Annotated in this window: 16 protein-coding genes; 12 read left to right on the top strand and 4 right to left on the bottom strand. The window is 73.7% G+C overall.

Annotation, left to right across the window (positions count from 1 at the left end):
* Window positions 1–219 precede the first annotated feature (219 nt).
* Entirely contained in the window at window positions 220–1,146 is a 927-nt protein-coding gene (gene mshD / locus ABT092_RS21810) for a mycothiol synthase (RefSeq protein ID WP_351246329.1), read from the top strand.
* Between the two features lie 28 nt (window positions 1,147–1,174).
* On the opposite strand, the gene ABT092_RS21815 is transcribed toward mshD, so the two are convergent.
* Complete coding sequence (locus ABT092_RS21815; RefSeq protein ID WP_351246331.1) at window positions 1,175–2,197, bottom strand: LacI family DNA-binding transcriptional regulator; 1,023 nt, start codon at window positions 2,195–2,197, stop codon at window positions 1,175–1,177.
* A gap of 110 nt (window positions 2,198–2,307) precedes the next feature.
* Window positions 2,308–3,102: a response regulator transcription factor gene (locus tag ABT092_RS21820; protein WP_351246333.1), complete on the bottom strand. Its 795-nt coding sequence runs from the start codon at window positions 3,100–3,102 to the stop codon at window positions 2,308–2,310.
* A gap of 515 nt (window positions 3,103–3,617) precedes the next feature.
* On the opposite strand from ABT092_RS21820, the gene ABT092_RS21825 reads away from it, so the two are divergent.
* Window positions 3,618–3,872 carry a MoaD/ThiS family protein gene (locus ABT092_RS21825; protein ID WP_351246335.1) on the top strand — a complete coding sequence of 85 codons (255 nt, stop codon included), beginning with the start codon at window positions 3,618–3,620 and terminating at the stop codon, window positions 3,870–3,872.
* 22 nt (window positions 3,873–3,894) lie between these two features.
* On the opposite strand, the gene ABT092_RS31040 is transcribed toward ABT092_RS21825, so the two are convergent.
* Window positions 3,895–4,200, bottom strand: coding sequence for a hypothetical protein (locus tag ABT092_RS31040; RefSeq protein ID WP_502968479.1), 306 nt, complete (start codon window positions 4,198–4,200; stop codon window positions 3,895–3,897).
* Between ABT092_RS31040 and ABT092_RS21830 the strand changes: the two genes are divergently transcribed.
* From ABT092_RS21830 to ABT092_RS21855, 6 genes are all read left to right on the top strand, one after another.
* Complete coding sequence (locus ABT092_RS21830; RefSeq protein ID WP_502968480.1) at window positions 4,192–5,379, top strand: hypothetical protein; 1,188 nt, start codon at window positions 4,192–4,194, stop codon at window positions 5,377–5,379. The two genes, ABT092_RS31040 and ABT092_RS21830, sit on opposite strands and share 9 nt — an antisense overlap.
* 215 nt (window positions 5,380–5,594) lie before the next feature.
* Window positions 5,595–6,338 (top strand): LmeA family phospholipid-binding protein, encoded by a 744-nt coding sequence (locus ABT092_RS21835; protein ID WP_351246339.1) that lies wholly within the window; start codon window positions 5,595–5,597, stop codon window positions 6,336–6,338.
* A 215-nt stretch (window positions 6,339–6,553) separates the two neighbouring features.
* On the top strand, window positions 6,554–6,661 hold the full coding sequence (locus ABT092_RS21840) for a putative leader peptide (protein WP_351246341.1): 108 nt from the start codon (window positions 6,554–6,556) through the stop codon (window positions 6,659–6,661).
* A gap of 183 nt (window positions 6,662–6,844) precedes the next feature.
* Complete coding sequence (locus tag ABT092_RS21845) at window positions 6,845–7,684, top strand: sulfurtransferase (protein WP_351246343.1); 840 nt, start codon at window positions 6,845–6,847, stop codon at window positions 7,682–7,684.
* Between the two features lie 35 nt (window positions 7,685–7,719).
* Complete coding sequence (locus ABT092_RS21850; protein ID WP_351246345.1) at window positions 7,720–8,007, top strand: DUF1416 domain-containing protein; 288 nt, start codon at window positions 7,720–7,722, stop codon at window positions 8,005–8,007.
* Between the two features lie 131 nt (window positions 8,008–8,138).
* Window positions 8,139–8,390: a DUF3099 domain-containing protein gene (locus ABT092_RS21855; protein WP_351246347.1), complete on the top strand. Its 252-nt coding sequence runs from the start codon at window positions 8,139–8,141 to the stop codon at window positions 8,388–8,390.
* 18 nt (window positions 8,391–8,408) lie between these two features.
* On the opposite strand, the gene ABT092_RS21860 is transcribed toward ABT092_RS21855, so the two are convergent.
* Window positions 8,409–8,771, bottom strand: coding sequence for a DsrE family protein (locus tag ABT092_RS21860; protein ID WP_351246349.1), 363 nt, complete (start codon window positions 8,769–8,771; stop codon window positions 8,409–8,411).
* A gap of 86 nt (window positions 8,772–8,857) precedes the next feature.
* On the opposite strand from ABT092_RS21860, the gene ABT092_RS21865 reads away from it, so the two are divergent.
* From ABT092_RS21865 to ABT092_RS21880, 4 genes are all read left to right on the top strand, one after another.
* Window positions 8,858–9,583, top strand: coding sequence for a hypothetical protein (locus ABT092_RS21865; RefSeq protein WP_351246351.1), 726 nt, complete (start codon window positions 8,858–8,860; stop codon window positions 9,581–9,583).
* Window positions 9,580–10,338: a hypothetical protein gene (locus tag ABT092_RS21870; protein WP_351246353.1), complete on the top strand. Its 759-nt coding sequence runs from the start codon at window positions 9,580–9,582 to the stop codon at window positions 10,336–10,338. Before ABT092_RS21865 ends, ABT092_RS21870 begins: the two co-directional genes overlap by 4 nt.
* On the top strand, window positions 10,335–11,159 hold the full coding sequence (locus ABT092_RS21875; RefSeq protein ID WP_351246355.1) for a hypothetical protein: 825 nt from the start codon (window positions 10,335–10,337) through the stop codon (window positions 11,157–11,159). Before ABT092_RS21870 ends, ABT092_RS21875 begins: the two co-directional genes overlap by 4 nt.
* Window positions 11,160–11,368: 209 nt before the next feature.
* Entirely contained in the window at window positions 11,369–11,941 is a 573-nt protein-coding gene (locus ABT092_RS21880) for a heme-binding beta-barrel domain-containing protein (RefSeq protein ID WP_351246356.1), read from the top strand.
* Window positions 11,942–11,972 lie beyond the last annotated feature (31 nt).

Raw genomic sequence — 11,972 nt, forward strand, 5'->3', positions numbered from 1 at the left:
GGCCCCCCTGGGTGGGTGCGGGATGTCGGTGACGCGTCGGGGGAACTCTAGGGTCAACGCGCGTAGCGCAACAGGGGGTGAGGGTCACGGAGTGGTTGCGGGAGGCGGTCGTTGCCCCCGGCGGCGACACCGGGCGACCCGACCGCCCCCGACGGCACTCCTCCCCCGCCCCGCCCGGGTCCCGCCCCCTTCCCCGGCCCGGGACGTAGGGTCGAGGGCATGACGAGTGAGACTGTTCCCGTGGGAGGGCCGCTCCGGCGGATCGAGACCTTGACCGCGCTCACCGCCGAGCAGGCGGACGCCGTGCTGGAGCTGATCGCGCGGGCCGCGCGGGAGGACGGCCAGCCCGCCGTCTCCGAGCAGGGCCGGCTCCAGTTGCGGAACGGCGCCCGGGACGGGGTGAGCCATCTGCTGCTGCTGGTGGGCGAGGACCTGCTCGGCTACGCGCAGTTGGAGGACACCGACCCGGTCGAGGCCCCCGCCGCCGAACTGCTGGTGCACCCCGAGCACCGCGGCCGGGGCCACGGGCGGGCCCTGGGCACCGCCCTGCTGGCCGCCTCCGGCAAGCGGCTGCGGGTCTGGGCGCACGGCGGCCACGCCGCCGCCCGCCACCTCGCCCAGGTCCTGGGCCTCAGCCTGTTCCGCGAACTGCGCCAGATGCGCCGCCCGTTGACCGACCTGGACCTCCCGGAGCCGGTGTGGCCCGAGGGCGTCACGGTGCGGACCTTCGTCCCCGGGCAGGACGACGCGGCCTGGCTCGCGGTCAACGCCGCCGCCTTCGCCCACCACCCCGAGCAGGGCTCGCTGACCTCCCGCGACCTGGACGCCCGCAAGGCCGAGCCCTGGTTCGATCCGGCCGGCTTCTTCCTCGCCGAGCGCGCGGGCGAACTCGTCGGCTTCCACTGGACGAAGGTCCACGCCGAGGAGGGGCTCGGCGAGGTGTACGTGGTGGGCGTGGCGCCCGAGGCGCAGGGCGGCGGCCTCGGCAAGGCGCTCACCACCGTCGGGCTGCGCCACCTGGCGCGCACCGGGACGCCGACCGCGATGCTCTACGTCGACGCCGACAACACCGCCGCGGTGAAGGTGTACGAGCGCCTGGGCTTCACCGTCCACGAGACGGACCTGATGTACCGCGCGGAGTCCTGAGCGGGCCCGCGGGCGCGGGGCCGGCGGCTCAGTGGCAGCCGCAGGACCGCCGGACGACCAGGCGGGACGGGAAGAGCTTGAGCCGTTCCCGCCGGGAGCCCGGCACCCGCAGCGCGTCGTCGAGGACCAGGTCCACCGCGGCGCGGGCCATCGCGGGGCGGTCGGAGGCGACGGTGGTCAGCGGCGGGTCGGTGAGCGCGGCCTCCTTCACGTCGTCGAACCCGGCGACGGCCAGTTCGCCGGGGACGTCGATGCGCAGCTCCCGCGCGGCCCGCAGCACCCCGATGGCCTGGTCGTCGGTGGCGCAGACGATCGCCGGCGGCCGGTCGGGGCCGGCCAGCAGGTCGAGGGCGACCCGGTAGGCGTCGTAGCGGTTGTAGGGGGCCTCGAAGAGCCGTCCCTCGATGGAGCGGCCGGCCTCCGCCATGGCCCGGCGCCACCCCTCGACGTGGTCGGTGACCGGGTCGCCCACGACCGGGGTCTCCTCCACGCCGCCGAGGCAGGCGACGTACGGGTGGCCGTGCTCCAACAGGTGCCGGGTGACGAGTTGGGCGCCGCCGACGTCGTCGATCACCACCGCCACGTCCTCGATCGCCTCGGGCCTGCGGTGCAGCAGCACCACCCGGGCGTCCCAGGCGTCGATCTCGGCGGCGGCGGTCTCGCTGGGGCCCTGGCTGACCAGGATCAGACCGGAGACGCGCATTCCGAGGAACGCGCGCAGGTAGTGCACCTCGCGTTCGTCGAGGTAGTCGGAGTTGCCGACGAGGACCATCTTGCCGCGCTCCGCGGCGGCCTGTTCCACGGCGTGGGTCATCTCGGCGAAGAAGGGCTGCCGGGCGTCCGGGACGATCATGCCTATCAGGTCCGTGCGCCGCGAGGCCATCGCCTGGGCGACCCGGTCCGGGCGGTACCCGAGCTCCTTGATCGCGGCGAGCACCCGTTCCCGGGTGGCCGGGGCGACCGGCCGGGGTCCGTTGTTGATCACATAGCTGACGACCGCGGTCGACGTACCCGCCAGTCGCGCCACATCGTCCCGAGTCACCTTGGCCACGCGCGGAGTCTACGCGGAGAGAGCCCTGTTTGAGCAGGTCCGTCCGCCCTCTGGGACCCCCCGGTTATCCGAGGGCAACCCGACGGTGACCCGCACCGCCGGGCGGGGCGTCACCCCTGCGCCCGACGACCCGCGGCGCCGACCGCCGGAGCCGCCCGGCCCGTGCCGCCCCGGGTCCCGCCGCCGCGCTCGTCCTGCTTCTCCTGCTTGTCGCGGCCCTCGTGGCGTTCGGGCTTCTCCGGGATGACGAAGCGGTACCCGACGTTCCGGACGGTCCCGATCAGGGACTCGTGCTCGGGCCCCAGCTTGGCGCGCAGCCGCCGCACGTGGACGTCGACGGTCCGGGTGCCCCCGAAGTAGTCGTACCCCCACACCTCCTGGAGGAGCTGCGCCCGGGTGAACACCCGCCCGGGGTGCTGCGCCAGGTACTTCAGCAGCTCGAACTCCTTGAAGGTGAGGTCCAGCACCCGCCCCTTGAGCTTGGCGCTGTAGGTCGCCTCGTCCACCGAGAGGTCGCCGTTGCGGATCTCCATCGGGGAGTCGTCGATCCCGCCCTGTTGACGGCCCAGGGCCAGCCGCAGCCGGGCCTCGACCTCGGCCGGCCCCGCGGTGTCGAGGAGGACGTCGTCCACCCCCCAGTCCGCGGTGACGGCGGCGAGCCCGCCCTCGGTGACCACCAGCAGCAGCGGACAGCCGGGACCGGTGGAGCGCAGCAACTGGCAGAGGCTGCGCACCTGCGGCAGGTCGCGGCGCCCGTCCACCAGGATCACGTCGGCCCCGGGGGTGTCGACCAGGGCCGGCCCCTCGGCGGGGGCCACCCGGACGTTGTGCAGCAGCAGGCCCAGCGCCGGCAGGACCTCCGCGGACGGTTGGAGGGCGTTGGTCAGGAGCAGCAGGGAACTCATCGCGCCCCACCCGCCCGGGTCGCTCGTTCTTCCTGTGCGGTTCGCTCGCCCATAACGTCGGTTCCTCCTCGGTCCCCGCGAGGACGTTCACGGCACTGCTTCGGACTGGTACTCGTCCTGCGTCCACGGCTCCGACGGTGGTCTGCGGTGCCACCGCCGGCCGGACCCCGGTACCGCCGCGCCGCGTCGTCGCCGCACCGCTGCACCGGCCGGTTCCGGAGTCGTATACAACGCCCCGGAAAGCGCAAAAGGACTCGGAGGCTGCATCGCCCGAGTCCTTCACCAGCAGAATAGCCCACCCGTCCGCCGCCCGGGCGGAGCCGACGGAGGTCGTGGTGTGCCGCTGCTCACGGCCCCGCGCCGGCCCGCGCGCCCGCCCTCGGCCCGGCCGCCCCGGCGCGAGCGCCCGCGCCCGCCCGCGCCGGGGCGCTCCCGGGGCGCGGAAGGAGCCCTCCGGCACGGCATGATGGGGCGGGTACGACCTGTACGAACAGGACTCCGGAGGGCGAGAAGACATGGCGAGGGGGACGATCCGCTACTGGGCCGCGGCGAAGGCCGCCGCCGGGGTGGCGGAGGAACCGTTCGACGCCGGGAACCTGGCCGAGGCACTGGCCGGCGCCCGGCAGCGCCACCCCGGGGAGTTGGTACGGGTGCTGGACCGCAGTTCCTTCCTCGTCGACGGCGCATCCGTCGGCGCCCGGGGGCACGAGACGGTCCGACTGACCGAGGGCGGCACGGTCGAGGTGCTCCCGCCGTTCGCAGGAGGGTGACCCCAGCACGATGCCTGACCAGTCAGACCGCCGCCCGTTCCCGCCCCAGCAACCCCACCAGCCCGATCCCGCCCACGGCCACCCGCCGTACCGGGAGCACCCCGGGCCCGAGGGTCACCACGCGCCGCAGTACCCCGCGCACCCCCAGCCCCCGCAGCAACACCCCCAGCACCAGCAGCACGCGCCGTACCCGGAGGCGCCGCCGCAGCAGCACCCCGACCCGTACGCCCAGCACCAGGCGCACCAGCAGTACCCGGCGTATCAGCAGCCCGCCCAGCAGTACGGGGCCCCGCACGCCCACCAGCACCACCCGGGCCAGGTGAACCACCCCGGGTACGCCGGACACCCGGGCCCCACGGACCACACCACCGGCGCGGGTCACCCGGGCACGGGCCACCCGGGCTTCGCGGAGCCGCCGCGGGACGAGGGCCCGCAGACCCAGCAGTGGCAGGCACCGACCTGGGAGACCCAGCTCCAACCCCCGGTCCAGGTGGCGGCCCCCGCACCCGCACCGGCGCCCGCACCGGTGGTCGCCCCCGCTGCGCCCGCCCCGGCGTACGGGCCGCCGCAGACCTACGGCCGCGGCACCCACGCCCCGCAGCCCGCGCCCGCCCCGACCGCGGTCCCGCCCGGGGCGGCGAACGGGACGGCGAACGGAACGACCGGCGGGACGCCGGCCGGAGCAACGGGCGGCGGGCCTGCACACGGCGGAGCCGAACCGGCCGCGCCGCCCGCGGAACCGCAGTACGCGACCGCCGCCGAACGCGCCCGGGCGGAGGGCCGGCCGCAGATCCTGGAGCCGGGGCTCCAGCCCGCGGCGCTCACCGCGGTGCTCGCCCTGCTGCTCGCCGGCGCCGCGGCCGTGCACGAGTACGCCCTGTTCCTCCCGGTGGCCCTGCTCCAGGCGGTGACCGCGGCGGGCTGGTTCCGGCTCAACGGCATGTGGCCCGCCCGCCAGGGCATCGCCCTGGCCTTCCTGGGCGGGCTGGTCGCCGACGTGACCCTGCTCGCGGCGGGGCGCGACCACGCGACCACCGCGGTGCTCGGCACCCTCGGGGTGTGGGTGCTGTTGTCGGTGGTGCTGACCCTGCGCAGCCGGGCGCACGCCGACGAACGGCTGTACGGGCTGATGGTGCAGGTGGTGTCGGCCGCGCTCGCGGTGGTGGCCGCCGGGCACCTGGCCGCGGCCTCGGACGCGGCGGTCGTCGGGGCGCTGGCCGTGGCGGGGGCGGTCCTGGTGCGGGCGCTGCCGTTGCCCACCCCGGTGTCGGTGGTCGCCGCGCTGGTGGCCGCGGCCGGCGGCGGGTTCCTCGCCGGCGGGCTGACGGACCTGGGCGGCGGGGACGGCGCCCTGCTCGGGCTCGCCGCCGGGGCCGCGGCCCTGATCGGGCACCGGGCGGCCAGCTACGACTACCCGTCGCGGTTCGTCCACCTGACCGCGGGGGTGGCGCTGCCGCTGGCCGCGGCGGCCCCGGTGGTGCAGTTCCTGGGGAACGCGCTCGGCTGAGCCGCCGTCCCCGGGCCGGCCGGACGCCGTGTGTCACAAGCTCGTTCGACTACCGCCGCCTCCCCCGTCCACAGCCTGTGGACGGGGTTAGGCTCGCGGTCCAGGGTCTTTCGTTCGGATCTGGCTGGATCAGGGAGCCCCGCGAGCCCGGCAGGACCCGAACGAGAGGCCCCACGTCCGATGCCGTCCGTTGCCGTGGGGGGAAACCACCGGTCATGCGCGCTCTGCGAATACTCCTGATCATCGCCGTCGTCCTGGGCGGCCTGTTCGTCGCCGCCGACCGGGTGGCCGTGTACCTCGCCGAGGACGAGGCGGCGGCGCGGGTGCGCTCCAGCGAAGGACTGACGAGCACCCCCGAGGTCTCGATCAACGGCTTCCCGTTCCTCACCCAGCTCGCCGGCGGCACCCTGGACGAGGTGGAGGTGACGATCGATGACTACGACGCCAATGCGGGCACCGGCAGCGGGCGGGGCGCCACGCCGGTCCGGATCGAGAAGCTGACCGCGACCATGTCGGACGTCGAGTTCACCGGTGACTTCGCCTCCGCGACCGCCGGCCGGGCCAGCGGCACGGCGCTCGTCTCCTACCCCGAACTCCTCAAGGCCGCTCAGGTCGAGCCGGTGGAGCCGATCCCGGGCGTGACCGCGCAGGTCGTGCAGTTGTCCGACGGGGGCGACGGCAAGGTCGCGGTGCACGTGGAGCTGACCGCCGGGGGCGTGAAGTCCAAGCTCCCGCCCGTCAACGCCTCCCTGGTCGTGCGCAACGGCGAGATCGCGGTGCAGGCCGACAAGCTGCCGAACATCGGCATCCCGATCCCGGAGGAGACGATCCGCAAGGTCACCGACTTCCGCCAGCGGATCAGCGATCTGCCCGCCGGGGTGGAGCTGGACGCGGTCGAGGCCGCCGAGGACGGGGTGGACCTCCTCCTGAAGGGTTCGAACGTCCGCCTCGTCGGGTAGGCGCTGTTGCAGAGCCCGTACCGGGGCACTCCACCCTCGGAGTCCACAGTGCGAGACGGCGAAGTCCGTACCGCAGATGCGCTCCCCCCGGAAGCCGGACCGGGCTCCGTCGGGACGGCCCGCGAGGGCACGCTCATCCCATAATCCGGATGATCCCGTCTCGACATGTGAAACATCGGTGACACGGTCGGCCGCGGCTACCTACGATCGTCCCCATGCAGTGCTATGCGAGCGGTCTCCGTCACCGGGGACGGGCGGATCTGACGAAGCGGCGGGCAGTCGACCTGTGCCGCGTCGCCGCCATGCTCTGTCGCGCTGTCTGAGCGGACCCGCGGCCCCCGGTCATCGACCCCGACGAACCGCGCCGCCCCGCTTCCCGAGGCCGCCCCAGGCGGCCTGTTCCACCGGGCCGCGCGCCCCGCACCGCCCGGACCACCGGGCACCGCACCGCGCGCCGCCCGTACTTCACGTGAGCCCCGCCGCAACTGCCCCGGAGGAGAACGAACATGAGCCGCAGCGACGTCCTGGTCGACGCCGACTGGGTCGAGGCCAACCTCGACAACCCGAAGGTCGTCATCGTCGAGGTCGACGAAGACGCCTCGGCGTACGACACGAACCACATCAAGAACGCCATCAAGATCGACTGGCAGCAGGACCTCCAGGACCCGGTCCGCCGCGACTTCGTCGACCAGGCCGGCTTCGAGAAGCTGCTCTCCGAGCGCGGCATCGCCAACGACGACACCGTCGTCCTCTACGGCGGCAACAACAACTGGTTCGCCTCGTACGCCTACTGGTACTTCAAGCTGTACGGCCACGACTCCGTCAAGCTCCTCGACGGCGGCCGCAAGAAGTGGGAGCTCGACGCACGCGACCTGGTCGCCGAGATCCCGCAGCGCCCGGCCACCTCGTACCAGGCCAAGGCCCAGGACAGCTCGATCCGTGCCTTCCGCGACGACGTGGTCGCCGCGATCGGCGTGCAGAACCTGGTCGACGTGCGCTCCCCCGACGAGTTCTCGGGCAAGCTGCTCGCCCCGGCCCACCTCCCCCAGGAGCAGTCGCAGCGCCCCGGCCACGTGCCGAGCGCCCGCAGCATCCCGTGGTCGAAGAACGCCAACGACGACGGCACCTTCAAGTCGGACGACGAGCTGAAGGCCCTGTACGAGGACGAGCAGGTGGACCTCAGCAAGGACACCATCGCGTACTGCCGCATCGGTGAGCGTTCCGCCCTGACCTGGTTCGTGCTGCACGAGCTGCTCGGCGTGACCAACGTCAAGAACTACGACGGCTCGTGGACCGAGTACGGCTCCCTCGTCGGCGTGCCGATCGAGCTCGGCCCCGCCAAGTAACCCCGCCCCCACGGCCAATCAGGAGAGACGCAATCATGTGTGGAGCCAAGGTCGGCGGCCCCGACGCCTCGACGATCAAGCCCGGTGAGACCACCATCCAGGGCCAGGTGACCCGCGACGGCGAGCCCGTCACCGGTTACGTCCGCCTGCTCGACTCGACCGGCGAGTTCACCGCCGAGGTCCCCACCTCGGCCACCGGTCAGTTCCGCTTCTACGCCGCCGAGGGCACGTGGACCCTCCGCGCCCTGGTCCCCGGCGCCACCGCGGACCGCACGGTCGTCGCCCAGACCGGCGGCCTCGCCGAGGTCGCGATCGCCCTCTGACGACGCGCACGCGAAAGCGGCCCGGAGGGCCGTACCCCAGGGGGTTGGACGCCACTGGACCTGGGTACGGCCCTCCGGGCTTTCCGCGTCGCGGGCGGGCCGGGCAGGGCCCCCGGACGTACGCTGGAAGCATGTACGCACGCAGGCGGCATGTGTACTTCGCCATGATGGGCACGTGCGTGGTGCTCTTCGTCCTGGCCTGGTCGGTGGTGCGCCTGTGGTCGGTTCCCGCGGCCGTCGTCATGTGCCTGGTCGCCATGGTCATCCCGCCGGTGGCCGCCGTGATCGCCAACCGCCGCGGCCCCGAAGACCGTTGGTGGGACGCACCGTCCGGTGACCCCAAGTCCGACGAGTGGTGGGACGAGCTCGACGGCAAGCGCTGAGCCCGCCCCGGCACGCGGTCAGTACACCAGCGCCTGCGCCCCGTCCCCCATCGCCTCCTGCACGAACACCTGCGCCCCCGCGATCCGGACCCCGTCCAGCACGTCGTCCTGGGTGATGTCGCGGCGCGCGGCGCACTGGGTGCACAGGGTGAGGGTGCCCCCGGCGAGCACCCCTTCGATCAGCTCGGGCAGCGGCGCCGCGTGCGGCAGCTCGAACTCGGCCGCCCGGCCGGGCAGCGCGAACCACGCCGACTCCCCGGTCAGCCAGAGCGAGACCTCCACCCCACTGGCCACGGCGACCGCCGCCACCGTGAACGCCTGCGAGCACCGTTCGGGTGCGTCCGCCCCCGCCGTCACCTTGATCACGAGCTTCTTCGCCATGCCCGAATCGTAATCGTGCACCTCGCAACCATGTACGGACCCCGGCCGTCTCCCTGGCACCGAACCGATCTTCAGGAGACACCCCCGTGGAACCCCCGAGACCCGACGAGGAGCCCTCCGGCCCGCCCGACCGCCGCCGCGGCGGGACCGCCCTGCCGCTCCTCGCCGCCGCGGCGGCGCTCGGCCTCCTCGCCGGCACCTGCGTCGGCTACCTGGTCCAGGCCGACCGCGCCCCCACCCCGCTGACCCCGCTCTCCCAACCGGTCCTCCCGGCCGCGGCCACCGGCGCCGACGCCCCGACCGACCCGCCCGACCGCGCCGACGGCGACCTGCGCAAGCTGCTGCTGCCCGTGCCGCGCGGGGCCGTGCCCACCTTGTCCGAGCGGGGCTGGCTGCCCCTCGAAGAGCACGTGGCCCGCTACGGCGTGCCCGCCGAACGGCTCGACGAACTGGTCCGGTTCGACTTCCGCAGGTCGGCCGCGACCAGTTGGCACCTCGACGACCACACCGTCCACATCCGACTCGACCAGTACCACAAGGGCCCGGGGTACGAGCTGCCCCGGATCACGGGCTTCGCCCGCTTCGAGACGGAGCAGGCGACGGGGACCGTCGGAACGCCGCTGCCCGGGTCGGCCAACGGCACCGTGCACGCGGCCACCGAGCCCGAACCGGGCGGGGGCCCACCGGTGTACGCCAGCGAGGCCCACGCCTGGCGCGGTGACGTGGCCCTGCACATCGTGGTGACGAGCAGCACCCCGCTCCCCGTCCGGGAGATCACGGAACTGGCGCGACGACAGGTGGCACGACTGTGAACGGCACCCACCCGGCAGCGGGACGCCGACGCCCCCGACGGCTCGTCGCCCTCGCCCTGACCTGCACGACCGTGGCCGTGGTCGGAGTCACCGGCACGGTGGTGGCCACTGCCGAGCGCACCCCGCCCACGCCCGTCTGGTCGTTCGCGGAGAGCCGCCAGGAACCCGGCGAGCGCCCCGGCGAACTCGCCGAACTCCTCGTGCCGTACGACGATTACGACCACAGCTACGGACCCGGTCCCGACGCCCTCGGTTGGGACTACGACGGCGAATTCAGTGACAGCGATCTGAAGAAACGATTCGTCGAGACGGCGGGGGGCTCGGGCCTCTCCCGGGAGGACCTGGGACGGGCCTTCGCCCACGGCGGCCCCCGTGCCATGGCCGTGCGGAGCTACGCCCGCGAACACGGTGGGCAGGGCACCGTCGTCACGACGGTGCTGATGCGCATGCGGAGCGAACAGCACGCCCGCGCCACGGCCCGGGCCGTCGGCGAGCAGCTCGACGCCCGGAAGGACCTCCGCCCCGGACCGACCCCCGAAGGGCGCCCCGGCATCCGCTGCTACCGGGTCCCGTCGCTCCCGGAACTCCCGGACCGGGGGCCGGACCGAAACCGGGTGGAGCAGTTGGAGTGCCTGGCCCCGGTCGGCGACGTGCTGATGACCGCCGATGTGTACGCAGCCCCCGTGGAACAGCTCCACCTCGCCCTCCTCGGGGAACAATTCGACCGCCTCGCCCGACGGGGGGAGCCCGCATGACGATCGACCACGAGATCGCGGACGACACCACCGCGGTCCCCGCCGAGGACGACCGGCCGCCCGCCCGGGAGCGCCGGGCGGCACTGATCCGCTGGGCGGCGGCGGCCCTGGTGTTCGCCGCCGCGGCCACCGGGAGCGGCTTCGCCCTCCTCGGGGCCGACCGCACCGACCTGCCCGGGCTGGCGACCGCGGCCGACGGCCGGTGGGAGTACCCGACGATCCGGCGACCCGCCCTGCCCGAGGGCGCTCCCGGGCCGTTCGCGGAGACCAACCCGGCCGCCGTCCACCACGCGGCCCTGCGGAAGCTGCTGCTGCCGGCGCCCCGGGGCTCGGCGCCCGACCCGACCCTGCGCAGCCGCGACGGCTGGGTGTCCCCCGGTGACTTCGCCCGTCTCTTCGCCCGCTCCGAAGTCCGCGACGCCGTACCACGACACCTCGCCGACTACGCGGTACGCCGGATCGCCGCCCGGGGCTGGACGACACCGGACGGCACCCGCACCCAGGTCCACCTCCTGCGATTCGGCAGCGCGGGCGCGGCCGAGTCCTGGCGCCTCGAACACGGCTGGCGCAACACGGGCCCCCACCACCTGCTCCGGGGCGTGGCCGCCGTCCAACAGGAGGAGTTCCCCAAAACCGCCCGGTCGGAGAACGTCGCGGCCCACCTCTTCACGGAGGTCGAGCCCCACGGCCGCGAACACACCCGGTTCGCCTTCCTGGAGGCCGGGGACGTCGTCGCACTGGTGGTCCAGTCCCGCGCGGGAGGGGTCCGTGACGTCCCGTTCCTCCAGACCGTCACGCTCCAGAGTCAGCTACTCGGCTGACCTCACCGCGAGGGCCGGGCCCCCGCCCACTAAACTGGGGCCCGGCCCGGTACCGCCGGTACCGCCCGACCGCCCATCGAGGAGCACCCCGTGGTCATCTTTTTCGAAGTTCTTCTCGCCCTCGTCTGCGTCGGCGTCCTCGCCTTCGCGGGGCTCACCGTGAAGAAGCTGTACCAGGGCCAGCGCTGATCACCTAGGAATTCCCGCTCATGATCGAGATCCCGTCCGACCTGCACAAGGACCTCGTCCCGCTCGCCTTCCTCCTCGGGAACTGGGCGGGCGCGGGCGTCACCGACTTCCCCGGGGCCGAGAAGGCCAACTTCGGACAGGAGGTCACCTTCGGTCACGACGGACGGGACTTCCTGGAGTACCACTCGCGCACCTGGATCCTGGACAACGACGGCAACAAGGTGAAGCCCTTGGAGACCGAGTCCGGCTTCTGGCGCATCGACGCGGACCGCAAGGTCGAGGTGACCATGGTCCGCGACGACGGCGTCGTCGAGATCTGGTACGGCGAGCTGGCCGACAAGAAGCCGCAGATCGACCTGGTCACCGACGCCGTGGCGCGCACCGGAGCCTCCGGCCCCTACACCGGCGGCAAGCGGCTGTACGGCTACGTCAAGAGCGACCTGATGTGGGTCGGCGAGAAGCAGACGCCCGAGGTCCCGCTGCGCCCCTACATGTCGGCGCACCTGAAGAAGGTCGTCACCCCGGAGGACGTCGCCAACTGGGCGAAGGACCTCGGCGACCTCCCCGACGACGGCATCGCCTTCTTCCGCTAGGCCGCAACCCCCGCCCGACCCCGAGGCCCCC

The sequence above is a fragment of the Streptomyces sp. NPDC002490 genome (genome assembly GCF_040296045.1).
Classification (GTDB): domain Bacteria; phylum Actinomycetota; class Actinomycetes; order Streptomycetales; family Streptomycetaceae; genus Streptomyces.